33 protein-coding genes and 1 tRNA gene are annotated in these 23,620 nt (G+C 57.3%); 22 read left to right on the forward strand and 12 right to left on the reverse strand.

Annotated features, from left to right (window positions below; genetic code table 11):
- Nucleotides 1-86 precede the first annotated feature (86 nt).
- From D1820_RS01640 to D1820_RS01655, 4 genes are all read left to right on the forward strand, one after another.
- Nucleotides 87-560, forward strand: coding sequence for an Lrp/AsnC family transcriptional regulator (locus D1820_RS01640; protein ID WP_014879695.1), 474 nt, complete (start codon nucleotides 87-89; stop codon nucleotides 558-560).
- A gap of 69 nt (nucleotides 561-629) precedes the next feature.
- Complete coding sequence (locus D1820_RS01645; RefSeq protein ID WP_118067643.1) at nucleotides 630-1,262, forward strand: tetratricopeptide repeat protein; 633 nt, start codon at nucleotides 630-632, stop codon at nucleotides 1,260-1,262.
- A 108-nt stretch (nucleotides 1,263-1,370) separates the two neighbouring features.
- Nucleotides 1,371-1,456, forward strand: a tRNA-Leu gene (locus tag D1820_RS01650).
- Nucleotides 1,457-1,597: 141 nt separating this feature from the next.
- Nucleotides 1,598-2,560, forward strand: a complete 963-nt coding sequence (locus D1820_RS01655; protein WP_118067644.1) for a site-specific integrase — start codon at nucleotides 1,598-1,600, stop codon at nucleotides 2,558-2,560.
- Here the strand turns inward: D1820_RS01655 and D1820_RS01660 are convergent.
- The 11 genes from D1820_RS01660 to D1820_RS01700 form a co-directional block, all read right to left on the reverse strand.
- A complete protein-coding gene (locus D1820_RS01660; RefSeq protein WP_118067645.1) occupies nucleotides 2,557-2,787 on the reverse strand; it encodes a DNA-binding protein in 231 nt (76 codons plus the stop codon). The genes D1820_RS01655 and D1820_RS01660 overlap by 4 nt on opposite strands.
- Complete coding sequence (locus D1820_RS01665; protein ID WP_162894049.1) at nucleotides 2,784-3,437, reverse strand: recombinase family protein; 654 nt, start codon at nucleotides 3,435-3,437, stop codon at nucleotides 2,784-2,786. Before D1820_RS01665 ends, D1820_RS01660 begins: the two co-directional genes overlap by 4 nt.
- A gap of 19 nt (nucleotides 3,438-3,456) precedes the next feature.
- Nucleotides 3,457-3,624, reverse strand: a complete 168-nt coding sequence (locus D1820_RS19020; protein ID WP_162894050.1) for a hypothetical protein — start codon at nucleotides 3,622-3,624, stop codon at nucleotides 3,457-3,459.
- Between the two features lie 580 nt (nucleotides 3,625-4,204).
- Nucleotides 4,205-4,363, reverse strand: coding sequence for a hypothetical protein (locus tag D1820_RS19025; protein ID WP_162894051.1), 159 nt, complete (start codon nucleotides 4,361-4,363; stop codon nucleotides 4,205-4,207).
- A gap of 122 nt (nucleotides 4,364-4,485) precedes the next feature.
- The gene (locus D1820_RS01675) at nucleotides 4,486-5,478 is read right to left on the reverse strand and encodes a DUF2303 family protein (RefSeq protein ID WP_118067648.1); all 993 of its coding nucleotides are present in this window, start codon (nucleotides 5,476-5,478) and stop codon (nucleotides 4,486-4,488) included.
- A gap of 43 nt (nucleotides 5,479-5,521) precedes the next feature.
- Nucleotides 5,522-5,941, reverse strand: a complete 420-nt coding sequence (locus D1820_RS01680) for a hypothetical protein (RefSeq protein WP_118067649.1) — start codon at nucleotides 5,939-5,941, stop codon at nucleotides 5,522-5,524.
- Nucleotides 5,942-5,958: 17 nt separating this feature from the next.
- Entirely contained in the window at nucleotides 5,959-6,225 is a 267-nt protein-coding gene (locus tag D1820_RS01685; protein ID WP_118067650.1) for a hypothetical protein, read from the reverse strand.
- Complete coding sequence (locus tag D1820_RS19030; protein WP_162894052.1) at nucleotides 6,222-6,533, reverse strand: hypothetical protein; 312 nt, start codon at nucleotides 6,531-6,533, stop codon at nucleotides 6,222-6,224. The genes D1820_RS01685 and D1820_RS19030 overlap by 4 nt, the downstream gene beginning before the upstream one ends.
- A gap of 111 nt (nucleotides 6,534-6,644) precedes the next feature.
- Nucleotides 6,645-7,232, reverse strand: coding sequence for an acyl-homoserine-lactone synthase (locus D1820_RS01690; protein WP_118067651.1), 588 nt, complete (start codon nucleotides 7,230-7,232; stop codon nucleotides 6,645-6,647).
- A gap of 59 nt (nucleotides 7,233-7,291) precedes the next feature.
- Nucleotides 7,292-7,948, reverse strand: coding sequence for an autoinducer binding domain-containing protein (locus D1820_RS01695; RefSeq protein WP_040182932.1), 657 nt, complete (start codon nucleotides 7,946-7,948; stop codon nucleotides 7,292-7,294).
- A 164-nt stretch (nucleotides 7,949-8,112) separates the two neighbouring features.
- A complete protein-coding gene (locus tag D1820_RS01700; RefSeq protein WP_040182933.1) occupies nucleotides 8,113-8,427 on the reverse strand; it encodes a helix-turn-helix domain-containing protein in 315 nt (104 codons plus the stop codon).
- A gap of 130 nt (nucleotides 8,428-8,557) precedes the next feature.
- Between D1820_RS01700 and D1820_RS19290 the strand changes: the two genes are divergently transcribed.
- Complete coding sequence (locus D1820_RS19290; protein WP_118067652.1) at nucleotides 8,558-8,758, forward strand: helix-turn-helix domain-containing protein; 201 nt, start codon at nucleotides 8,558-8,560, stop codon at nucleotides 8,756-8,758.
- Nucleotides 8,755-9,384: a hypothetical protein gene (locus tag D1820_RS19035; protein WP_162894053.1), complete on the forward strand. Its 630-nt coding sequence runs from the start codon at nucleotides 8,755-8,757 to the stop codon at nucleotides 9,382-9,384. The genes D1820_RS19290 and D1820_RS19035 overlap by 4 nt, the downstream gene beginning before the upstream one ends.
- A gap of 143 nt (nucleotides 9,385-9,527) precedes the next feature.
- Here D1820_RS19035 and D1820_RS01715 read toward each other — a convergent pair whose 3' ends face one another.
- Nucleotides 9,528-9,878: a hypothetical protein gene (locus D1820_RS01715; RefSeq protein ID WP_072503499.1), complete on the reverse strand. Its 351-nt coding sequence runs from the start codon at nucleotides 9,876-9,878 to the stop codon at nucleotides 9,528-9,530.
- A 262-nt stretch (nucleotides 9,879-10,140) separates the two neighbouring features.
- On the opposite strand from D1820_RS01715, the gene D1820_RS01720 reads away from it, so the two are divergent.
- The 16 genes from D1820_RS01720 to D1820_RS01795 all read left to right on the forward strand — a co-directional run bounded on the left by D1820_RS01720 (nucleotide 10,141) and on the right by D1820_RS01795 (nucleotide 23,585).
- A complete protein-coding gene (locus tag D1820_RS01720; RefSeq protein WP_162894054.1) occupies nucleotides 10,141-10,575 on the forward strand; it encodes a hypothetical protein in 435 nt (144 codons plus the stop codon).
- Nucleotides 10,575-10,919, forward strand: a complete 345-nt coding sequence (locus D1820_RS01725) for a hypothetical protein (RefSeq protein ID WP_118067655.1) — start codon at nucleotides 10,575-10,577, stop codon at nucleotides 10,917-10,919. Before D1820_RS01720 ends, D1820_RS01725 begins: the two co-directional genes overlap by 1 nt.
- A gap of 631 nt (nucleotides 10,920-11,550) precedes the next feature.
- Complete coding sequence (locus D1820_RS01730; protein ID WP_118067656.1) at nucleotides 11,551-12,201, forward strand: hypothetical protein; 651 nt, start codon at nucleotides 11,551-11,553, stop codon at nucleotides 12,199-12,201.
- A 265-nt stretch (nucleotides 12,202-12,466) separates the two neighbouring features.
- On the forward strand, nucleotides 12,467-13,051 hold the full coding sequence (locus D1820_RS01735; protein ID WP_118067657.1) for a hypothetical protein: 585 nt from the start codon (nucleotides 12,467-12,469) through the stop codon (nucleotides 13,049-13,051).
- Complete coding sequence (locus tag D1820_RS01740) at nucleotides 13,048-13,770, forward strand: hypothetical protein (protein ID WP_118067658.1); 723 nt, start codon at nucleotides 13,048-13,050, stop codon at nucleotides 13,768-13,770. Before D1820_RS01735 ends, D1820_RS01740 begins: the two co-directional genes overlap by 4 nt.
- A gap of 131 nt (nucleotides 13,771-13,901) precedes the next feature.
- The gene (locus tag D1820_RS01745) at nucleotides 13,902-14,615 is read left to right on the forward strand and encodes a hypothetical protein (protein WP_118069973.1); all 714 of its coding nucleotides are present in this window, start codon (nucleotides 13,902-13,904) and stop codon (nucleotides 14,613-14,615) included.
- 416 nt (nucleotides 14,616-15,031) lie between these two features.
- On the forward strand, nucleotides 15,032-15,685 hold the full coding sequence (locus D1820_RS01750; protein WP_118067659.1) for a hypothetical protein: 654 nt from the start codon (nucleotides 15,032-15,034) through the stop codon (nucleotides 15,683-15,685).
- Nucleotides 15,686-15,688: 3 nt separating this feature from the next.
- The gene (locus D1820_RS01755; protein ID WP_118067660.1) at nucleotides 15,689-17,842 is read left to right on the forward strand and encodes a terminase gpA endonuclease subunit; all 2,154 of its coding nucleotides are present in this window, start codon (nucleotides 15,689-15,691) and stop codon (nucleotides 17,840-17,842) included.
- Between the two features lie 5 nt (nucleotides 17,843-17,847).
- A complete protein-coding gene (locus D1820_RS01760) occupies nucleotides 17,848-18,045 on the forward strand; it encodes a phage head-tail joining protein (protein WP_162894055.1) in 198 nt (65 codons plus the stop codon).
- Nucleotides 18,045-19,514, forward strand: a complete 1,470-nt coding sequence (locus tag D1820_RS01765) for a phage portal protein (protein WP_118067662.1) — start codon at nucleotides 18,045-18,047, stop codon at nucleotides 19,512-19,514. Before D1820_RS01760 ends, D1820_RS01765 begins: the two co-directional genes overlap by 1 nt.
- Complete coding sequence (locus tag D1820_RS01770; RefSeq protein WP_162894056.1) at nucleotides 19,501-21,588, forward strand: head maturation protease, ClpP-related; 2,088 nt, start codon at nucleotides 19,501-19,503, stop codon at nucleotides 21,586-21,588. The genes D1820_RS01765 and D1820_RS01770 overlap by 14 nt, the downstream gene beginning before the upstream one ends.
- Before the next feature lie 92 nt (nucleotides 21,589-21,680).
- Nucleotides 21,681-22,013, forward strand: a complete 333-nt coding sequence (locus D1820_RS01775; RefSeq protein ID WP_118067664.1) for a DUF2190 family protein — start codon at nucleotides 21,681-21,683, stop codon at nucleotides 22,011-22,013.
- Between the two features lie 4 nt (nucleotides 22,014-22,017).
- On the forward strand, nucleotides 22,018-22,341 hold the full coding sequence (locus D1820_RS01780) for a hypothetical protein (RefSeq protein ID WP_102884798.1): 324 nt from the start codon (nucleotides 22,018-22,020) through the stop codon (nucleotides 22,339-22,341).
- Nucleotides 22,338-22,751 carry a hypothetical protein gene (locus tag D1820_RS01785; protein WP_072503512.1) on the forward strand — a complete coding sequence of 138 codons (414 nt, stop codon included), beginning with the start codon at nucleotides 22,338-22,340 and terminating at the stop codon, nucleotides 22,749-22,751. The genes D1820_RS01780 and D1820_RS01785 overlap by 4 nt, the downstream gene beginning before the upstream one ends.
- A 50-nt stretch (nucleotides 22,752-22,801) precedes the next feature.
- Nucleotides 22,802-23,227 carry a phage tail tube protein gene (locus tag D1820_RS01790; RefSeq protein ID WP_118067665.1) on the forward strand — a complete coding sequence of 142 codons (426 nt, stop codon included), beginning with the start codon at nucleotides 22,802-22,804 and terminating at the stop codon, nucleotides 23,225-23,227.
- A gap of 7 nt (nucleotides 23,228-23,234) precedes the next feature.
- A complete protein-coding gene (locus D1820_RS01795; protein WP_118067666.1) occupies nucleotides 23,235-23,585 on the forward strand; it encodes a hypothetical protein in 351 nt (116 codons plus the stop codon).
- The last annotated feature ends 35 nt before the right edge of the window (nucleotides 23,586-23,620 follow it).

Genomic DNA, 23,620 nt, shown 5'->3' on the forward strand with positions numbered 1-23,620 from the left:
CACACATGATATCGTGAATCGATTGGGACAAACGGCCAAAAATGTGGGATATGAAGTGCAATGGGCCAAAAAGAGGCGGGTTTTCGATGCAAATGGACTTTCCGGGAATGGATCGGTTTGATCAGGCGATTCTGGCCGCCTTGGGCGAGGACGGGCGCATGTCGATCGCGGATCTGGCGCGGCGCATTGGGCTGTCGAAGACACCGACACAGGCGCGGCTGCGGCGGCTGGAGGCTGAGGGGATCATCACCGGTTATCGGGCATTGATCGATCCGATCCGGCTGGGGCTGGATCATGTGGCGTTCGTCGAAGTGAAACTGACAGACACCCGCGAGGCAGCCCTGGCGAAATTCAACGCGGCCCTTGCGCGGGTGCCCGAGATCGAGCAGGCGCATCTGATGGCATCACATTTTGACTATCTTCTGAAGGTGCGGACGCGATCCATGTCGGCCTATCGGGCGGTGCTGGGCGAGAAGATATCGGCGTTGCCGCATGTGGCGTCGACCTCCACCTATGTGGCGATGCAGGCGGTGATTGAGGACAGCGCTGTGCTGCCGTGATCGGCAGGCCGGGCGGGTGCGCGCGAAATCGTGACTTGTCCGGCAAAGGCTTTACGCCAAGATTGGGGAATGCGACAGTTCTGGATTGCCCCGCTTCTTGGTCTTGGTTTCGCTACGGCTGCGTCCCTCGCGCAGGCGGAGGGGGCAGGGCCGCCGCCGCCATCCGGCGATATTGCAAGCTGCCCGGCGGCTCCGGATCATCAGGGCGCGGTCGACCAGTTGATTGGCCGTGTGCAGGCGGCCCCGGATGAGATGTCGGCGCAGCAGATCTCCAACCAGTTCTGGCAATATTGGGCAGATGCCCCCAACGCTGAGGCGCAGGCCTTGCTGGATCGTGGGATGACCCGGCGCTCAGCCTTTGATTTTCTGGGAGCGTTGGAGGCCTTCGACCGGTTGGTCGCCTATTGTCCGGACTATGCCGAGGGCTACAACCAGCGTGCCTTTGTCCACTATCTGCGACGGGATTTTGCGGCGGCCCTCACGGATCTGGATCGGGCGCTGGCCTTGTCGCCACGCCATGTGGCCGCCATGAGTGGGCGCGCGCTGTCGCTATATGGGCTGTCCCGCCTGAGCGAGGCACGTGTGGCGCTGGAGCAGGCGCTGTCGTTGAACCCCTGGCTGCCGGAGCGGCATCTGGTGGCGCCAGGTGGACCGCTGGCCCCAGAAGGTGCAGACCCCGCCACGCCGGAGGTGGAGCTGTAAGTTACCGCATGGCGTCGCCCGGAAAAATTCGCCAAAGAGATCAGATAGCCCATTGTACCGCTGGAGCGTCCTAGGTAGGTCTGTGATAGCAGCGGCCTAGCCTGCTGCGCGGACGTGGTGGAATGGTAGACACCGGAGACTTAAAATCTCCTGGCCGTATGGCCGTGCGGGTTCGAGTCCCGCCGTCCGCACCATCATTCAAACAGAACTGAACATGTTTGAATATTTATTCATACAAATCTAGGTGGTTACGGATTTTGCTTGCCTGAGTGGCTACCCATGATGTGCAGGAATGTGTATCCGTTTACGCATATTTTCCGCACGGTGCGTAATTCATGGCGTCTATTCGTAAGCTAAAATCGGGATATCGGGCCGAGGTTGCCCGCAATGGTGTCCGAAAGTCAAAGGTATTTCCGACAAAGCAAGAGGCCAAAGACTGGGCCGCTCGGGCTGAGTTCGAAATATTGAACCACGACAAGGTTGCGGCGAAGCTAACGCTGGGCGAGCTGTTTGAGCGCTATGCTCGCGAGGTCTCGCCTTCAAAGCGGGGGCATCGCTGGGAGGTGATACGGCTGGAAAAGATCGGGCGAGATGAGATCGCCAAGATCAGGCTGGAGGATTTATCTGCCAAGGATTTCGCAAAGTGGCGGGATCAGCGCCTAAAGGAAGTTGCACCCGCGAGTGTGATCCGCGAGATGCAGCTCATATCATCAGTTCTGACCGTTGCGCGGAGGGAGTGGGAGCTGATCGCGGTAAATCCAATCAGTGACGTGCGTAAGCCTACGAAACCGCAGCCCCGTGATCGGTTGCCGACTGCCGACGAAATCGAAGCGATGCAGTTGAGTGCAGGTGAAGATCTGACCAAAGCAACAGCGCGGGCGTTCCATGCATTCAGGTTTGCTCTGGAGAGCGCAATGCGCGCGGGTGAAATTGCTGGCTTGGAGTGGGATCGGGTTGATCTAGATCGCCGGGTGGCTCTGCTAACGCATACCAAGAATGGCAGGCCGCGAGAGGTTCCGTTGTCGACCAAGGCGGTTGAGCTGCTAAGAGCCTTGCCGGATCTCAATCCGGTGTTTGGTCTTTCGTCTCGCCAGCTGGATGTTCTGTTTAGGAAGTTGCGGGATAGGGCGGATGTCACCGGTTTGACGTTCCACGATTCCCGTCATGCGGCGATCACTGCGCTCTCACGAAAGCTTGACGTACTGGCGTTGGCCCGGATGGTGGGGCACACGGATCTGAGGCAGCTGCGCGTGTACTACAATGAAAGCGCTGAAGAGCTGGCCAAGCGCCTGGATTAGGCATCTGGGTTCTTGACCAACTTCTGCTTTCGTTCAAGCTGGCCATCCCTGATCCATCGTCTGACGGTCGCTTCGGATTTTCCCACCTTTTGCGCGTATTCCGCGACGGTAATCCATTTTGCTGGCGGGTTGATTTTTGATGCCAACAGGAGGCGCTTTATTTCTGTCAGCTCATCCTGGAGGCTTGCCAGCGCATTGGCATCTACGGCGATCAGTTGCTGTGTCATTTCTGGCTCCCGATAAGGGTCTGAGTATTCTTTGAGGCTGGCAATTCATTTTGGGCCTTGAAGTCCCTGACCCATTGATAGACGCGAGATTTGGCGATGCTGGGTCCTGGCATTGCCTTCATGACAGGGATGATCTTGGTTGCCGATACGCCTGCTAGAGCGAGTTCTGCGGCCTTTTCCATCCGTTCTGGTGTCATCGTCTGGGGTCTGCCGTGAAGCGCGCCGCGCTCACGGGCCGCTTTGACTCCCGCGATTGTGCGCTCTCTGATCAGGTCACGCTCCATCTGCGCCAGAGCGGCCATGATGTGAAACATGCCTTTGCCCATCGGGCTGGCGAGGTCGAAGCGCTCTGTCAGGCTGACCAACAGGACGTTGTTTGCCTCAAACACCTGCATTGCGCCGATGATGCCCAGCAGTGTACGGCCCAGTCTATCCAACTTCCAAACAACGAACTCGCCACCAGTCTCCGCCGCTGTTGAGATAGCCGCTTGCAGCCCTGGGCGGTTTTTCTTCGCGCCGCTCATTTTGTCGGTGAAGATCATGGCGTCATGGACGCCGTATTGTTTGAGGGCTGTGATTTGCATGTCGAGGTTCTGCTCTATTGTCGAGACGCGGGCATATCCCACTTTCACGGTTTCTGGCTTGGTCACGTCGGTCCTGCAATTGGGGTTAGGTGGAGCGGCGCGCCGGGTCATCGTCTCGGTGCCGGAAGTGGGCGAGTGCGGCTTCCTCTGCGGCGCTCTCGATCAAGCTTTCGACGGTGCGGCCGAGCTGCGTGGCAATGGCATGCAAGCGCCGGTCTGCGGCTTCGTCTATCGCGACGTGGTACGTGTTCATGGTGCCTCCGGGGTTGGGGTTAGGTGGAATGGGTCTCAGTCAAGCGGTAGGCCTGTGCGCAGGAGCCATCTCCAGTACAAGCAATCCACCCTTGGTGCGTCCACACCGCTGCCAACCTGCACACTCGAAACAGTAACCTGGTCGGCCGGGACGGACGTGCTTCTGATTGACGTATGTGTAATGCCTCTCACCAGGCCAGCAGAAATTAGCGATAGCGTCAGCCTGTCGGATAAGCTCTGACGCGAGGTGCGCGCTTTCGTTTCGGAACACGGCACAATTCACACCCGTTTGCCCGCTGGCATCGATGAACTTTCGCCAAACAAACATTGCATCGGCGCTCTTGGTGCGGAGCACAATTTTCTCGCCTGGACCGCAGAACAGCTTTCGTTTGCGCCCATCTTGGTACTGATATGCTGAATAGTGTCGCTCATACATTTTCAGGCAGGATCGATCACCGTCTTTCGTGAGCCACCAAAGCGGTTCGTTCCTGCTTTCAGCCTCCTGAGTTATTTGCATAGATTTACCCTTGTCGGCTTCCATCAAAGGGGTGCGGTTCTAGGTTGAGGCGTGTTCGCGCGGATCAAAGTGCTGCGTCGATGGCGGTGATGATGATCCCGGTCAGCCCGGCGAAGAAAAGTAGAGGGCCAAGGATTGTGCGCTCGTACTCGCAGGCGCGGATTTCAGCGGCGATTTTGAAGGCGCCGACGAATGTCATCAGGGCGAACAATGCAAATTCCATAGGGATCTCCTGAGGTAACAAGGTGGCCAAATCGGTGGTTTAGGATGAGGCGCGGCGGTAGGTCCGTGAGTGGGAGGCCGCGCCTCTGTCGCAGCGCCTACGCTGCGAGTGCTCTGCCCGGCTTAGGGGGTCTCAGGCGCGCCATAAAATAGCGGTAGTTGCGTGTCCTTTTCGGCCTGCTCAACGGCTTCTTTGAAGGCTGCTTCAAAGGATTTCTCAGGGTTGTAGAGCGAGAGGATAAAGCAGATTTTTCCGCCCTTCTTGCGATACCGGAAACGAACAGCCATGCGGTATGCTGCGCCGCCACGGAACACGGGGATTGCGATGATGATCAAATTGGGGATGTTGAGCGGTTTTCCTGCGGCATCCTTGTGCTCGTTTACAAAGCTGATCTCGGCCTCGCCGGTGTCGCGATTTGTCGACACGCTCAGATCGCTGGTTTCAAACACCTGAAACTGCTTGGACATCTGTAGAAGGCTGTGGAGCTGGCCAAACTTGCCTTCAATCTGGTTTGCGGTGCGAATAAGCCGATTTTCCCAGCCCTGGTTATCGTTGAGTTCTTCGCCCTTCAGGATGGCGGGTGTCGGGTCCATGACATCCTTCGCGTTGATCTCGATGAACTCGCCCATGTCGTCTTTTTCAAGTGGATCGCCAGATACGCCCATCCATGCCTTCCACTCATCTGACAGCGGAAAGCTGTAGGTGGCCTTGTGATGGCAGTGGCGGGCGGTCGGGTCACCGGTGACGGTTGTCTGATCGGCTGGGCCTGCGGCGTGATAATCGGCGATGCAGGTCAGCTTGGGTGCGGCCATATCGGGTTCAGCAAACAGGGCTGAGGTTTCACCTTTGAAGCGGTTGGCCCAGCTGATGATGCTGTTCAGATCTTCCAGGCGGGCGGTGCCCTTGCGGCGTGCCGGTTTCAAGTATTCGGCGGCGCTGCGGATTTGCGGTGTCAGGTCTTTGATGTCGCGATGCTTTGGCACCGTCACCAGATCGGCTCGGGTCAGATCCAGTGTCTCATGCAGATCAATGTCTTTATGGTGGCCGAATTCTTCCATCACCTGACGCATGGTCTCGGCTGGGTTCGTCATTACGTCGGGATCGTCATATGCCATTTGGGCTGTCCTCTTTTCTGCGGTTTTTGATGTGCGGGGTGGCTTAGTCCGGATCGCGGATTTCGCCGGTTTCGGGGTCGTAATCGGTGACGTCGCGGACTGGTTCGTGCATCTGCTTCATCATGGGGCTGTAAAGTGTGAGCTCGCCCTGATCGTTGAGGAACGCTGCTGCATTTGATGCGGGCTTCTTGGGGCCTTTGAAGGCTGCGGTTGCGCCCATATTCACGTCGCCGGATTTGCCCACCGCGTAGCTGACTGTGATGGTCATGCTGCCCTGACACCCTTTGGTGCCGTGCTCTTCCTTGTGTTCCAGCATGTCGAGCTGCAGCTGACGGTGATCCTTCATGAGCTGGATCAGGAAGTCGCCACCATCAAATAGGGAAAGCACCTGTTCCAATGACCGCATTTTGTAGGGGTCGTGGGGTTCAGCCTTCATTAGGGCGGGGGGCGTGGTCAGTGTCATCACACGTGGGTCCTTTCTTAGCGCGGGGTCGCGATTTTGCCTGTCCAGGCGTTGAATTCGGTGCGCAGGGCGGCGAAGCGATCGGCAGCGGCCCTGTTGCTATTGAGCAGGCCACGGCTGTTCACGCCGCAGATTAGGCGGACGTATTCAGCGGCGGCGCTGGACATCAGCGATTTGCCGGGAAAGCCGCTGCGCTGTGCGGCGAATTCCTGAAAGCGCGGATCATTGCAGAGGATCCCCGCCTGCTGGGCGGGTGGCATCTCGGCAAAGGACTGGCGGGTCATGCGATCGCGCCTTGGGCGATCAATGCCGGCGGACGGGCGGGAAGGCCTGTCGCGGCGATGTGGCGTCGGATGCGGTCCGCGATCCTGCTGGGTGGTTCAATCCGGTGCGCGGGTTCATCAAGCTTATCGAAATTGACGCGCTGGCCTCGGGCGGATTTCAGGACTGACCACGACCAAATGAATTTATTTGAATTGTTACAGTGCGCTATTGGGTTGCCCGTAGTGTCGAGCGCATCGGTCAGTAGGTCCTGCTCAATATCGCATGTGGCGTTAGCAGGTGCGGGGTTTGTCTCAAATACATCGTCCACGCTGTACTCCATTCAAAATCTGTACCTGTATGTACATAAATATACGTAATGGTATAAATCAAGTCATAAATATACATACAGGTACAAATGTGATGGATGTGAGAAGCTCCCCTAGCCAGTTCTGCGCATGTCGCTGCGAATATCGGTTCTCAGTGCGACATATTCTAAGCCATCGAACGTGACGGGTTTGCTTAACACGCTGACTTTGTATCCCAGTCGCCTGAGTGCCAAAGGCATTAGGCGGGGGGACAGTGTCAGGACTGACTGGGCCCCAACTTCAGACAAGTATTCGTTTGCACGGGCAAGTATTACCCTAGTGATATGGGGACTTCCTACGAAGCGGGTCATTTCCCATAAATCAGCGCTCGGGTGTAACTCGGCCTTCATTGCTGCGGGATCAAAGTCAACTGGCAGAGCGCCCGATAGGAAGTCGGCCAGCATGTAGGACAGATCTTGCCCCTGGCGCCGAGGTGTTATGCTGTCGGTGCGCATAAGTCGGGCTCCACCGATACATTTTCCATCTTCATATGCTACTATAAATTGAGCATTCGGGAGGTCGTATTCATCCCATTCGACTTGCGACGTATGGACGAGATCCCATCCTAGTCGATCTACAAATTCCTCCTTCCTGATTGCCATAAAGTCCAGAATGTTTTGATGGGTTACCTCGGAGGGGTTTGGTCCGACGATTGAAATCATTTTTCTACTCCTGAATTTAGAATCCAAGAGCAGTTTAAGATTTAAGCTTTCGACTTTCTCTATACCGTTCGGTAAGGGCTGAATGCACCTTCACGGATAGCTATTACAACCGCCTGGGCGTCTGTCTTGGCACCAATCTCGTCAAGCGCGTTCACCCGCCTTGCGCGAGCGCCTGAGTAGGTTAGTCCCAGAACTTCGGCGACATCGTTCAATTTTCCACCCTGTGAAATCGCCGACAGATAATCCAAAGTTCCTTGCGATAGCTTTAGCGTCCTGCGTTCTTCAAGCGAACTCAAAGTTGCTAGGCTCAACGCGTCCATGCATCTATCGAGAGTGGCATCCGACGGCGGGCAACCTTTGCGATGAGATATGCTTGCAATTGTCTTGTGCCCTTCGATTTCGAGGGCGAAGCAAACACCGTCTTCAATTCCGAATGATCGCGCCAGCTCAAACGATGCTGCGTCCCATCCTTGCCTCTCCAGCTCGGACCAGCCGATACGGCCATTGCACGTCAAACCGTACCTCAAGGTGGCATCCCTTAGAGCCATGTCCTTCTCATGGTATGCTTCCAAGAATGTGGGAGGATAGGTGAAGTGGGAGTATTTTGGATGACCATTGTTGAACAAAATTCCGATTGCGCATCCGAAATCTGAGAAGCGCGACAATGTGTCAAAGGCTAATTTTACATGAGGGTTCATCTCAAATTCCTTGACCATAACTATCCCCTAGGTAGTATACCAAAATGTATAAATCAATATCAATTTTGACAGTGAGGCCGCACGCATGACGAGTTTTCAGGACATCGCTAGCGCAATAGTCCATTCGTCCGACAGTGAGTGGCGGGCCATACGTCAGTTCTATCTGAAAAGATTGAAGGTTTTTACTTCTTCACAAGGCCGTGTTGCCGAACAAACTCAGCAACATCAGAGATCACGCTCTCAGGTGCATTCGCAAGACTGTTGATCAGCTCTTCACGGTCTGGAGAGCTAGATCGGCCGGTCAAAATGAAGGTAATGTCGACCTCGAGGGCATCGCAGATAGCTTGCAAGCGTGTCGGTGACGGATCCTGAATACGACCGGTCGTAACGCGAGAAACATAAGTCGCTGTTCCAAAAAGCTTGTTGCTTAACGCGTCAGCGGTCCAATCGCTATGCGCAAGGGCTGCTTTCAGTCTGTTTCTTGCGGCGTTGTCCATGTGCTCGGCTTAGCTCTCCCAATCAACGAAAACGGTAGTACGTATCGGTATAGGGCGCAAGACGGATTAGGCGTTGACAGTTGTACGTTCAAGTATATTTATATACCTGTATGTATAAGTGGCGTCAAAAATGACAAACTGCATTCAAGACATCAAAACTCGACGTGAGGAACTTGGTCTCTCACAGGCGGAGCTGTGCCGTCGTGCAGGCCTACCCTCTTCCAACTATGTCTGCCGATTAGAGGGCGGGAAGATCGCCGGGCCTTCGCATGGAACAGTCGTGGCTATTCTCGATGCTCTTGCTGATGCTGAAAAAGAGGCCACGAAATGACGGAACCTCACAAGAACCAATGGGACACTGTGATCCCATCACGTTCAACGCAGCCATTTATTCCTGTCTCTCTCGGGCTTTGGGCTAGCGGTAAAATGAAAGTACCCATGACCCGGAGATGCGCGGCACTTCTTGGAATACGCATCGCCCTGCAGGATCGTTTTAACCCCATCGTCATGGCAATTGGGGCAAAGGTAGTGCAGGGGCTCTACGCCTGCTGGGGATCTATAGACCGTTTGTCCTTCCGGTGTCTGCCACAGTTCGTATCCGCTAAATTTCTCCTGACGGCGTTTCATCTCGATCATCTCGTCGCGGAGATCTCCTACCGTCTCACGAAGTCTTATATTCGCCTCGCGCGCATCCATTATCTGTTCGTTCAGCGCGGTTATGGTCGCTCTGACATCATCCATTGGCAGCGGCTCAGACGACTTAAACAACGTCTTGAGGCGGTCAAGGGCGCCTACAGCCGAAGAAAGTGCCGTGGAGCCGCTGCGAGCGATGTCGATTGCCTGCTTCGCGGTGTCTATGTCGATATCCATAAAATAGCCTTTTGTTCGAATGAAAATTCAAAAGATCGCGTGTTAGCTGCTGCGGCCAAGCCTGGAATGCAAGGGGGGATTAGATGATTGGGCACCCCATGAGCCGCGTCTGTTCAGATGTCAGTCAAGGCGGTTTTTTCAAGCGGCGCGTGGCGGAATGGATCGCATCGGGTGTTTGTGGTATTGCGCCCTATGCGATCCGCTGGTTCTGCGTTTCACGTCTGGGCGCTCTAAAATTCCTCGCCGTATTGCAGATCACCAAACACGAATTCTCCGGTCGTGCCATCGTTCAGTCTAACAATCGCCGTGCCGGAGATCAGATCTGTCTTACGGGTGATGATCGCATTGCCGGTTCGGCCATCGGTGCAGGATACCGGTGCGCGAATTGTAATAGCGGTTGTTCCCGCATCATAGGTGCCAGCGCAACTCAGCCCTCTGGTGTTGAGGACCTGAAAGGTTCCGCCGGAAAGCGACGCGGTCGCTGTGCCTTGTGCTGGCTCGCCATCGAATTGACCATTTACTGGCAGCGAGACAGAGCAAGCTGCGGCAAAAGGCACGACAAAAAACGCAAATTTACGCATGATGAATCCTTCGTATCTATGTACCGAACAACTGGTGCGGGAATGCGTGTGCTGTCAACTCTTTGCGCGGGTTCATCTCCCATTTCTATTTTGTGTGATCCAGCCGGTTGCAGAAACACAGTGGGCATAGAGGGCCGCCACCCTCGCTTCGTCGCCGATTGGGGGCAGGCGCGCCTGCATGTGGCCCCCGTATCCTCCCTGATGGAACCTGGGCGCGTTGGTGCAGCTTGCACTGCGCGCCCCTTTTTCCAAGGGGGGTGCCATGCTTGACCTTCAGTCCTGCGCTTTGGCGTTTCCTGACCGGCCCGATTGGGTCTGGTTGCGCTGGTATTGGGGTATCACAGATTTGCTACGCGCAGGCGTGACGCTTGATGACGTTGCTGCGCGCGAACGGGGGCGGATTGCCTGCCTCGCCACGCCTTATTCGGGTTTTCCCGGCGGTCCCGTGTTGGCGGTTGACTACGCGGCGGAATGGGCGGGGTTGTTGAGTGGGGCAGGGCTGCTGCCCTTGTCGCCTGCGCTATCGGCGTTTGAGGCTGGCACGGCCAGCGCTGAGGTTGGCCCGGTTTCTCGCGTTGCTGAGGTTGTCGTGGTGCCCCCGATCGAGGGTTGGCGTCAGTCGGCAGAGGTCTGGCGCGCTGTCTGCACCGGACTGGGCGCGATGCGGCCTGTGTATCTGCTGAATGGGGGTGCCTGATGGCTGAGCGGGATCTCTGGCGGGCGATCTTGGCCCTGGCTGTATCGGATACGCTCTATGAGGGGGATGCACCGGTCGCCTGCGATGCACGTGATACTGCGTGCGAGTGGTTCCGGTTTGGTGGTCGTGATTTCCGCTTCACATGCGTGATGGCGGGATTTGACCCCGATGCAGTGCAAGCACGGTATATGGCGGGTAAGTTTTCAGCGGTCGCCGAGGCTGGGCGTGCGTTCATGCATCATTCTGGGCGAGAGCCGCATGTACCCAAAAAACGAACAAAGATCTTTATCGAGGGACAGGTGGATAATCGACGTTCACGTGTGGAGGAAAGGGGGAAGTTATGACTGAAGCGCACACGTGCCGATTTCTCTGGACGAGGTTCTTTGATCTTAGCGGTGCCATACGGGTCAACGTTCAGCAACCAATTGTCCCCTTGCGCTTGTGTAGTAAACCTATGCAATCTCAGTTGTGTGTTTCCACCGTAGGGCTTTCTGAAAATGCTCCAAGACTTAGGCGAGTATCCTTATCCGCTGAATTTGCGGTGGGGTTATATCTCTTGGGTGCCATTCTTCCATCGGAAGTTTTTGCAGTCAAAATTCGGTATGAGGGCAGATTTAGAAGTAAAAGGGGCTGCCTTTCAACTTTGCTTGCTGGCAATGGGAGAGCGTCCCCCCGGGACGCTGGATTGCGACCAAGAACATCTCGCTTGGATTATGCGGCTAGATTTGAAGTATTGGTTGGAATTGTGTTCGCGCGACTTTGGCCCGTTACACGGGTGGGGGCGTATAAAGTGTGGTCGAGAGCAACGGCTTTCTCACCCTGTTTTATTGGAAGCGCTAGAGGTTTCCATAAAAGCAGCCAAGCTTCGACAAAGAGGAACCACGGATCGGAAGCCATTCTCACCACCAGATGCAGGGCGCGCGCCGGGCTAGTTTTTTATCTTATTCCATCTGGTAGGCACGTCGAGGTGGCAGCATGACATTGCATGCAGTTTCGTCGCCAGAAGATGTTAGTGGATTGCCTGAGTATCCCATCGACGCGGATTGCCGACTCGACTCTCACGGTTTTGTACAGTGGGAATTTCGCCGCTGGCTCAGTTCCGACATGCGTTGGAATGGGACACACGAATGCAAATCCATGTGGTTCGAGTTGCTCAACCTGGCGCATTCCGAGACGCCGGTTGGGACGCTTCCATGTGATCTGCGGCGGCTTGCCCGGATGATAGAGCCAGCGGTGGATCGCGACCATTTTGCAGAGTTGTGCAAGCTGGAACATGGGCCGCTGCATGGGTGGGTTCGGTGTCGCGTTGATGATGAGATCAGATTGATGCACCCGGTGGTGACGCGCATCGTGACCGCTGCCTTTGCATCGCGAGCAAATCACGTTGCGCGGGTAGAGGCCGCGTCACAAAAAAGGCGTCTGCAGCGTTTGACAGAAGATGTGGCGGCACTGTCTCCGGTAATCGCGGGTGATATGCGTAAGGTGAAGTGGATTGATGCCGCTATTCGGGAACGTATGAAGCTTCACGGTCGCGCTCGGCGCATTGTCGACGATTTGCACACCGCTATTCAGGCTTGCATTGAAGAGGACCGCAGAGGCCGCTTCCCTAAAATCGCTCAAAACTGACTGTCACTTAGTGTCCGTGAGACACTAACGGACAGTCGCGGACAGTCACTTAGTGTCTGCATCGATAATGATAAAGACAATGAGAAAGAAAATAGAACTAGCCAACCGCGACACTCTGAACCGACATCGCCTGTGGAAAACTTGAAATTGTCTGATCGGTTGGAGCGGCACAAAACGGCATAATACAGAACACCTTACTAGCGCAGAACTCTGGCGGGACGCCTGTGGATAACTTGGAATTGCTTAGAAGAAAGGCAGAGCAGACATGGACGCTAGAGAGCAGCAAACGGGCGAAAAGCGGGTGCGGGAACACCTGATTGATCCGCTGACCCGGTTGGGGTTGGTGAAGCCATCGGGAATGACCGTGGCGCAGTTCAAGGTGATGCAGGACGAACTCTGCGGCAAGCTGGCCTATATGACGGATCTGAACCTTCAGGCGCTGGCCGAACAGGTACGATCGATGCCCAGCGGCAAGAGCAAGGATCGGTTTCCGATTGCTGCCAAGGTGCTGGGCTGGGCGGCGCAGATCCAAGCGCCCGCCGATGACGCATCGCCATTGTTCCGCGCGGTGTTCGGCGGTGCCCTCGGCAAGGCTGCGATGGCGGAGGATTTCGCGCCGGAACTGTTGGCACATTTGCGGAGCCATCGGGTGTGGCCGCGTGAATACGATGTGCGCCAGATCCGCGAGCGGTCAATTGAGGCCAAGCGGCGCATCACTCGGATGATTGAGGCAGAGCAACGCGGCGGTGTCGTATCTGAGGAAGATCAGCGACTGAGAGCTGCGCGCGCGCAGGCATCAGAGAAGTGCCGGCGCATTGTTGCGATCGTCGAGAGCGGGGGTGCAGCATGACCGAACATGTGGTGATCGTCGCGCCCGATGGTGTCGCGCGGCTACAGGCTGAGGCAGATCGAATTGCCGCGATCAAGGCGCGCGGTGCAGTACCGTTGGCCTGTGGTGATGAAATACCTGAAGCGCCAGCGCGGGGGGCTTTTCGGGTATTTGAGCCGATGCGGTTGAGGTCTGTTGGTTCCGGCGAATATAAAGCGCAGCATGTTGGATATCGTGGCCGATCGGCAATTCGCAATGCCGACGTGTTCGACGTGATGGCAGCGGCGGCGGCGCGGAAGAAAAAGTCGCCGCCGTTCACGCCTGGACAGGTTGCAATGGGTCGCCACTATCGCGATCTGGTTGAACGCCATGCTTGCGCTGGGTTGCGGTGTTCGTCTCTTGAGGCCGTGTGCTCGGGTGGCGGTGGACAGGGAGGTGAGTTCATTGATGCAGTGCTTCGTGATCGTGAAGAGATCTCGCTGATGCGGCGGCGGATCGGCACCGGCAGCGCGATAGAGGTGCGCAGGGTGCGCCCGAGTAAGCGCGGGTCACGAATGACGATCACCAATCAGCGCCTTGTCGATATGGTCTGTATTGAAGGCAAGTCGTTACGCGATGTTCTCGAATCTCACGGCTGGTCGGTTTATGGGGAAACGACCAAGGCTGTCCGGCAGGCCTTGGCTGGCTTGCTGGATGCAATGGCTGGCCCAGTGTATACTGGGCGTATTCAGTCGCTATGAAAAAAGGGACTTGACCCTTACCTCATCTGCGAGGCATGAATAGTACATCATCACGAAATGCGCCCACGGGAAACCGGCGGGCGCTTTTGCTTTTGGGGGTGTCGATGTCCGGGCTTGATCTGAGTTTGCACATGGACACCAGTGATTTCATCAAGGGTGCTGATGACATCCAGCGCAAGCAACTGCCGATGGCAACGGCGTGGGCCTTGAATGACACGGCACAGGAAGTGCTGGAGCATATCCAGCACCGGATGGAGGTGGTTTTTGATGAGCCGACGCGGTTCACAAAGAATGCGTTCCATGTGTGGCGGGCCAAGAAATCCAACCTGGTCGCCAAGGTGCAAGAGCGGCCATCGGTAGGCAGTAAGCACTATCTGAAGGTGCAGGAACGCGGCGGGCGCAGGCCAAAGACTGGTCTGGAGCGGATGCTTTCATCCTCGCTGGCCTATGACGGGATCTTGGCCGCAATCGCCCCGGCGGCTGGTGCCAAGCGCAACCGCTTCGGCAACTGGGCACCGGGCCAGCGCAATCAAGCGGTCTCGGCCATCAAGGGTTGGAGCGAAACCGGGTACAAGGCCAACGCCACCAAAGACAGCGCGGCCCGCAACCGATCGCGCGCCGCGTATTTCGTGCCGCAAAAGAGTTCGAAGCTGACGCCCGGTATTTACAAGCGCACGGGTAGGGGGAAGCGGGAAAAGGTTGTGAAGATCGCCCACTTTCTGGACAGCCTGCCAAGCTATTCGGAGCGGCTTGGCTTCCATGATGGTGCTGAGCAGGTGTTTGAGAGCCGGTTCCCGATGTACTTCAGGCGCGCCTTCAAAAAAGCGATGGCCACCCGTCGATAGGCCCTTGGGTCCTTCCTGGGGATTGGCTGCACGCGGGTAATTCGCACCCCGATCCATTCAAGTGTCTGTTGTTTTTCAATGCTTTGGGTTGTGGTTCTTGTTGATGTTTGAGCGGAGGACGTTGGCATGATGATCCGGCCCAACATGGCTCTGACCTATTCAGATGCCCGACGCATCCACGCGCGCAAAGGCATTTGGATGGTCGAGTATCTGCGGGCACGGCGATCCCGCGACCGATTGATCTCTTTCTTTCGGCGGCAGCATTTCAAATCCAGACCGGAGAGAAAGCGATGAAGCTACTCAAATCCCCTGAGCCTTTGGCCTTCGGAGTGGGTGTCAGCAAAACACTCGGCGGCTTCTGGGTGCAGATCGGCCCTTGGCTGATCGTTGTCTGAGCAAGTGAGAAAGATAGACCGATGACGGAATTGATCACGTTGGACAGCGGGGAGGTGATTGATCTTTCACGCTACCCGTTGCCAGACGGGATTGACGATGAGGTTTACAACATCCAGCTGATGGCCAAGGCCATGAACACCAGCACGGTAACGGTCAACAAGTGGATTGATGCCGGGATGCCGGTCGAGAACCCCGGCGGAAATGGTCGCTCCTACGAGCTGCGGTTTTCTCATTGCTACGCTTGGCGCAAATGGCGTGAGGGTAAGGACCAAGCGGCTGTAAAGGCGAAGGCCAGCAGTGCAGCGCAAAAGGCCATGCTGTTTGTCGGTGAGGATGATGAGGCCGCAGCTGATAACACGCTCTCGGCAAAAGAGGTGCGTGAATGGTCAGAGGCCGTGATCCTGCGCGACAAAGCAGCGTTGCAGCGCGGGGATCTGGTCAAGCGCGGCGATGTTCAGGACATCATGGAAAAGCTTCTGGGCACGGTTCGGCGAACCATCACCAATATGCCGGATTGGCTGGAACAGGAATTCAGTCTCAGCCCGCGCCAAGCGGACAAGGCCCAGACCTATGCCGATGGCCTGCTGGATGAATTGCGGCTGCAATTGGAACGGCAGGGATATCAGACCGCCGATGTCATAGACTTTGGAGACCGCGACACCCTCGCGGAATAAGCCATGCTGGAAAATCGAGATCATGCGCTGGGACAGATCATGGATCTGCCCCCACTGCCGCCGCATACCAAAGCGGGTGAAGTGCTGGCAGATTGCCTGCCGATCCTGGACGCTCCCAGCCGCATCACGCCGATCGAGTGTGCCCAGCAGAATGTTCGGGTAGAGGCGCGCGGGGTCTGGCAGAACTACGACCCTGACGTCACGCCCTACATGGTCGAGCCTGCCAACACGATCCAATCACGCCTCTACAAGGGTGGCGCCTTTGTCGGGCCATCGCAATCCGGCAAGACCATGGCGTTGATCACCACGGCGCTACATCCAGTGATCTGTGATCCTTCGCCGACTTTGGTGATGCACATGGACAAGCCCAGCCGGGACCGCTGGGTTGAGGAATCCTTGAACCCGGTCATTCACAACAGCCCGGAGGTCTATAAGCGGCTCGGCAAAGGGCGCGATGATGACACCTTCAGCCGTAAGCGTTTTCTGGGCATGCGGTTGATGCTTGGGTATCCGACACCGCAGTGGCTGTCCTCGGCAAAGTACAAGCTGGTAGCTCTGACCGACTATGACCACTTCCCGCCAGAGCTGGGCGTCAGAAAGGACGCGCCTGAGGGTTCGTCTTTCGACATGGCAAAACAGCGGGTGAAGACGTTTCTCAGTCGGGGATTTGTCTTCGCGGAAAGTACCCCGGCGTGGCCCGTAACAGATGAGGAGTGGGAGGCTGCCGAGCAGCACCCACATGAGCTGCCGCCGGTCAAGCATGGGATTGTGTTGCTCTACAATGAGGGCACGCGCGGTCGCTGGTATTGGGAATGCCGTGACTGCAAAGAGCTGTACGAACCTACCGTAGAGCGGTTGGAATATGACAAAACTCTACCGCCGATAGCGGCTGGCGAGACAGCTGTGATGGTTTGTCCGCATTGTGGTGGGTACGTCGGACCTCAGCACAAGACCGAATTGAACCGCGCCGCCTTGGCGGGTCGCGGCGGTTGGCTCCATGAGACAGAAGACGGTAGCGGCCTGGTGCCGTTGAATGACAGCCGCATTCGTGGATCCGAGATTGCATCCTGGGCATTGAACGGGGCAGCGGCGACCTTTGCCAAGTGGTCGGAGCTGATTTCACGGCGTCTGGTTGCAGAGAATGCCCTCGCGAGGCTCGGTGATGAGGTTGCCCTTGCCCGCTACTATTACACCGACGTGGGCGTCCCCTATCACAGGAAGGTCGACAAGAAAGAGGGCGAGCTGACTGTCCAGTTCCTCAAGGATAACCTGCGCGAGGCAGAGCGTGGTGTGGCCCCATCGTGGACCCGCTTTATCGTCATCACCGTTGACGTTCAGGGATCTTACTTCCCGGTGCAGATCACTGCATTTGGAGAAGATGGAAAGGCTCAGGTTGTCGATCGGTTCGACCTGACACAACCGCCCGTAGATGCCCCCAATCGGGGCAGCGGCGATGAGATCCGCCGGTTGGAGCCTGCGCGATACTCTGAGGACTGGAAGGTCTTGGATGGGTTGGCGCAAAAGGTGGTGCCGATCGAGGGCGAGGATTACGGCCTGAAGCCAGTTCACTGCATCGTGGATTTCCACGGTGAACCCGGCGTCAGTGACAACGCAGAGAAATTCCTGAAGCGCCGCCGCAAGGAGGACGAAGGGCACATTTGGCGCGTGTCGCGAGGTGAGGGCAAATTCAAGGTTCCATTCCGCATCAAGTATGCAGAGCCGGAACGGGGCAGCGGCGGTAAGGCCGCGCGCTCTATTCGCATCCTGACAATGGCCACAGACCGTCTCAAGGATACCTTGGCTGTGTCGCTGAAGCGCGCAACCGGGGGTGCGGGGCCATTCCTGTTGCCAAGCTGGATGCGGGAAAACACCGCACTCTTACAAGAGTTTGTCGCAGAACAGCGCGCCTCTGACGGTTGGGAAAAGAAGCCCGGCCAAGTCCGAAACGAGGCGATCGACCTTTCCGTCCAGGCGCGCGCCGGTGCGGAACACAAGGGCCTGTTGCGTATCGACTGGGCAGCCCCGCCGGAGTGGGCGCTAGGCGGTATTCAAAACGAATTCGCGGTCGCGCTGTCAGTCGATGAGGGCGAGGCCGCAGAGCCTGCGCGCGAGAAAGAACCACCTGCGCAGCAATTCGTCAGTTTTCTAAGGAGATGATGGGCATGTACTCGCAAGATCAATTGCAGAAACTGAAGGATGCCTATGCCAAGGGTGTCCTGTCCGTGGAGTTGGCGGGCGAAAAAGTCACCTTCACCAGCGGCTCGGAAATGCGCCGCCGCATCCGCGATATTGAGGGCACCATCTCAGGTGGCGGAAACGAGATGACCGTCTCCTATGCGACAGCGGGGCGGGGTTACTGATGCGCTGGCTTGATAAAGCGGTGCTGGCAATCAGCCCGGAGCGCGGGTTGGCACGTGTCAAGACGCGGAGTGCTGCGTACACCTTGATGAACTATGACGCGGCATCAAAGGGGCGGCGCACATATGGGTGGAAATCACCGGGGACATCTGCCGACAGTGCAGCGCTTGGCAGCCGCTCCCGCCTGCGCAACCTGAGCCGGGATTTTATGCGAAACCGCGCCCTTGCGGTGCGTGGCCGGGATGTGACGTCCGGCAATGTCGTTGGCACCGGCATCCGCCCTTCCGTCCGCATGGAACAGGGGCAAGAAGACCGCGCAAGTGAGGCGATGGAAGTGGTCCAAGATCACCTCCTGACGACTGCAATCGACACTTATGGCGTCAGCGACATCCTCGGCCTTCAGACGCTGGTGATGAATTCGGTTTTCACCGATGGCGAAATCCTTGTGCGTCGCCGCATGCGCAACACGCTGTTTGACCCAAATCTGACATTGCCGTTTCAGGTTCAGCTCATGGAGGTGGATCACCTTGATGAAAGCATAACCAGCAACGGCAACAACGATGTGATCGAAGGGATCGAGTACGGGCCTACCGGGAAGGCGGTCGCCTACCACCTTTTTGACCAGCATCCGGGCGAGGTCGGGTGGCGGCGGCGGCGCAAGATGACCAGCACTCGCGTTCCTGCTGACCAGATCCTGCACATCCGCCGGATTGAGCGCCCAGGCCAGATGCGCGGCATTCCGTGGCTTGCGCCTGTCATGACCACCCTTGGTGAGATCAGTGACTATCAGGATGCGCAGATCCTCAAGCAGAAGATCGGATCTCTGCTGGCGTTTTTCGTCAAGTCTGGTGCTGACGGGAAGACATACGGCGGCGCGCAGCTGAGCCATTTGGAACCGGGCGCGATTGTAGGGCTGGCAGAAGGGCAGGAGGTCACGGCCTCAGAACCACCAAAGGTCGATGGCTATCAGGAGTTCATGAACCAAGCGATCCGAACAATCGCGATGGGGTTGGGCCTCAGCTATGAGAGCTTCGGGGATCTGCGCGGGGTCAACTTCAGCTCCGGCAAGATGGGGCGCATTGAAATGGACCGCTTTGTCGAGATCTGGCAGCGCGCGATCATCATCACTCAATTCTGCATGGGGGTCGCGCGTTGGACGCGGGATAGCTGGCGTCTGGTGGAAGCCTCCAAGGGTCTCGCGCCGGTTCCAAAGTCGATCGACTGGACCGCCCCGAAACGCCCGATGATCGACCCGGCAAAAGAGATCGGCGCTGCCGTCGATGAGATCGAAGCCGGATTGACAAGCCTGCAGCGAAAACAGCGCGAACTTGGATACGACCCCGACGTGATTGCGCGCGAACGGGAGGAAGACGCCAATCGCGGCGGAACCCCAACGGCTCCGGCCAACAGAAACCAGCGCCCCCCAGAGGACGAAACCATCGAAGAGGATGAGGAAGATGAACGGCAATGATTTGATCCTGAACGGTGAAATCGTTCTGGAAGGTTACATCCACGACCATGAGACCTGCGAATGGATGGGGGCTGGGTATTTCTCTAGCCGGATGGTGCGTGATGCGCTTTCGTCCTTCTCCGGCGACGTGACCGTACGGGTCAACTCCAATGGCGGCGACCCTTTCGAAGGTGAGGCGGCGCGGGCCGCGTTCGAAGCCCATTCGGGCAAGGTCACTGTTTTGGTCAACGGCATGGCCGCGAGCGCGGCCTCTCTGCTGATCATGGGGGCTGACCAGATCGAAATGTCCGCCGGTTCGTTCATCATGATCCACGATCCGTCGGGTGGATGTTGGGGCACGGCAGAGGCGCACGAGGCTGAGGCGGAGCGGCTTCGCACCCTCGCCAGCACCTATGCCGATGTCTACGCGGCTCGATCGGGGCGGTCGAGCGATGAGGTCAAGGCGATGATGACTGCCGAGACCTACCTGAATGCAGCGAAGGCGGTGGAAACCGGCTTCGCTGATGCCGTTATCGGCAGTCCAAAATCAGACGTGCCAGAGGATGAGGCATTGGCAGCGGTGCAAACCGAAATGGCCCGCCACCATCGCCAGTATCTCATGGCCATGCAGCATTTTCGCGCATTGGGCGGCAAGCCCGGTGCGAAACCCCAGGTCAGTATGACCGCTTCACAGGAGGCTCAAGAGATGCCGAACGATACCAATCAGCAGACCCCCAATCCGACGCCCTCGGTCACGCCGCCTGAAGGTGCCGCGCCGGAAACCACCATGACCAGCACGCCCGAAATTGAGCAGGCTGTGCAGGCAGAGCGCCAGCGTCAGACCGCTATCCGGACGATGGCAGCACCGTATCGCGAATCCGGGCAGTTGGCGCAGATGCAGATCGACACTGTTATTGATCAGGGCCTCACGGTGGAAGCCGCAGGCGCACGGTTCATGACCCTTATGGCGGCAACGCCTGATCGCGTTGTGCCGGCCGCACCGATTGGCGCCCGTCAGGATGAAGCCGAAACCCGTATGGAAGGCATGATCCAAGCGCTGATGTCCGACTATACCGGGCCGGGTGAGCAGTTCCGTGGGATGCGGGTGCGGGGGCTTGCGATGGAACTGGGCGGCGGCTCCAGCTTCGATACATTCGCGCAGGTTCAGCGCGGTATGCGCTCCACCACAATGATGGGCGGCGCGCATGGCGTTAGCGACTTTGCCTATATCACCACTGAAGTAATGAACCGCAGCCTGATTGCCACCTATGAGCGGCGCACTGCAAACTGGCAGGTTCTGACCGGCACGCCGATGCAGGCCAGCGATTTCCGCGAGTTGCATGCGGCGCGCTTTGGCGGGGATTTCCAGCTCAAGAAAGTCCGCGAGAACGGCGAATATGAAGAGGCCACCCTTGCAGATGAGGCGGAGGGCCTGAAGGTCGAGCGCCGTGGCCGGACCATCAACCTGACTTTTGAAGCGGTCATGAATGATGACATGGGCGCGTTCAACCGCATTCCCACGGATTTTGCGATGGCCGCGCGGCTCATGGAAGCATCCATGGTCTGGGCACTTCTGCGCTCCAATGCGGTGCTGAAGTCTGACAAGACCGCTCTGTTCCATGCCAGACACAAGAACATTGCCCCTGCGGGTGCGATTGGTGCTGAGAGCGTCGGCAAAGCCCGCAAGCTGATGTGGGAACAGAAAGCCTTTGGTTCTGCGGATGGCGCTGAGGACTTCCTGATGGTCGAGCCTGATCTTCTGATTGTTCCCCCGGCGCTGGAAACCGATGCGGGCAAATTTATCGCTGACGTGACCCCGGCAAAAATGGCTGATGCCAACCCCTGGCGCGCTACGCTGACGCCGGTTGTTGCGCCGCATATCGGTTCAGTTGCTCAGGGTGGTTCTGACACGAATTGGTATGTCGCATCGTCTGACCTGCCGCCTATCACCGTGGCCTATTTGGAAGGGCATCAGGCCCCGACGGTTCGCACCGTTGAGGGTATGAACCCTGACAAAGTGACGATGACAGCGCGCCATATCTTCGGTGCGGCTCCGTCAGAGTTCCGCGGTATCGTGAAAGTTCCCGGTCAGTAAGTCGGGCAGTTTTCCCAACATGAACTGATGTGACGAAAGGGCGGCAAGTGCCGCCCTTCGTCGTTTGCAACGCTGACAAAGGAAGGTTTGTCATGAAAAACTATGTAAAGCCCGGTGATCATCTCCCCGTCATTGCTCCGGCAGATGTGAAATCTGGGGACCTCGTCAAGGTTGGCGCTCTGATCGGTATTGCCCAGCATAATGCCCTCGCTGGTGAAGAGGTCGAAATCGTCCGCAAGGGCTGTTTCACTCTGCCGAAAGTGTCGGCCCAGGCATGGGCGCAGGGCGCAAAGGTCTACTGGAACACCGCCGACGCCAAATGCACGACCACAGCGGGCGGAAACACCTTGATCGGCGCGGCTGTTCTGGACGCGGCAAACCCGTCTGACAGCGGCTTGGTCCTTCTGGACGGCGTGATCCGCTAAACCAATGAGCCATTTTTTCGATGGCATGGCCGGATTGCTGAATGATCTGTTTGGTGATCCGGTTCTGATCACACGCGCAAACGGTGATGTTGGCACCATCCAGGGTGTCTTTCGTCGCGATCCAATCGAGGTGGCTGGCGATGATGGGTTTCCTGTCCTGGTCATGAGCCCAACCCTGAAGGTGCCTCAGACCACCCGCCTTGCGTTTGGCGACTTGGTAGAGCCGTCTATCGCACCCGGTGCGCGTTTTGTGGTCAAGAGCGGTGAGCCAAGTCCGTCACCGTCAGCAGATCGCATGGTGGTCTATGAACTGGAGCTTGAGCCATGACAACAAAGATCGCTGAGACCCTTTCGACCGCGCGCGCAACGATAACAGCTGACCCGCGCTTTGCCGGGTTCCGCCAGTTTGGAATATGGGACAAGCGCATCACTGAGGATTCCCTACCCGCTTTTGGTGTCGGGGTGCCTCGCTGGACAGACGATGACAAAGATACCCTAACCAGCGGTGAGGCGGTGACCACGGTTGTGATCGCGCTGAAGCGATCAGATGGGGATCTCGAAAGTCTGGCATTCGAAGATGCAGCGGCGATCAAGGCGCTGTTGTTGTCGGCCTTGGAAGATGAAGCACATGAGCTGAGCTTTCAGGAGGCGACCTATCAGGAGGACACCGCCGGGGAGAAACCCGTTTCCACTCTCTCGATGATGTTCTCTTTCACCTACTGGCCCGCAGTTCTGTAGGCCAGCAAACACCCGCACAGGCGGGTAATCCGACATAGGAGAAGAATGATATGTCAAGCAGCGGAGCAATTCGCGGCGACGGTTCAACTGTACGCGCAGGCGTCGGCGATCCTGTCGCATGGACCAGATTGTTCGGGATCGAGTCTTTTGATTTTCCAAAGCAAGAGCGCCCGGAACTAGACGTCACACATCTGTACAGCCCAAACGATACCGAGGAGGCCATTCCAGGGATGCGCCCTGTGGCGACGTGGACCGTCGAAGTGCAGCACGTTGAGGGGAGCGCTACAGAAGTGTTGTTATCGGGTTTAGAAGCCACCGGGGAGCCGATGCAGCTGGAACTGAAGACTGGCGGCGCTGCAGCCACCCCGAAAGTCTTTGCAGGCTACGTCAAAGGCTACACTCCCAAAGGGATTGGCCCCAAGGGTGTCCAGATGGCTGACCTGAGTATCCTTATTCAAGCCAAGATCGAAGGGTGAAGAGTATATGGTTGACTATTCAAAAGGTGAAGTGAGCGGGCGCGTGCGTGGGCGCGTCAAAACCCTGTGCCTTGATATGGCAGCACTAGAGCGGTTTGAGGCGTTACAGGGCCAAGATGCGTTTTCTGCAATCGAAGAAATGCGCGGTGATGATGCCGGGTTTGCGACGCTGCGCCGACTGGTGCAGTCGGCAATGGCCAAGCACCACCCGGACGCCACACTGGCAGAGGCGCAAGCGTTCATTGCCAAGCATGCTGACAAAATCCGCGCAATGCTTCAGCGGGCACTACCGGAGCCTGAGACGGATGAGGACGCGGCAGAGTCCGCGCCGGGAAAACCGGCCGGAGCGACGGGGTAGGGGTCTCTTCGCTCCGGCATGATTGGCTTGATGCC

Source organism: Phaeobacter sp. LSS9 (assembly GCF_003443595.1).
Classification (GTDB): domain Bacteria; phylum Pseudomonadota; class Alphaproteobacteria; order Rhodobacterales; family Rhodobacteraceae; genus Phaeobacter; species Phaeobacter piscinae.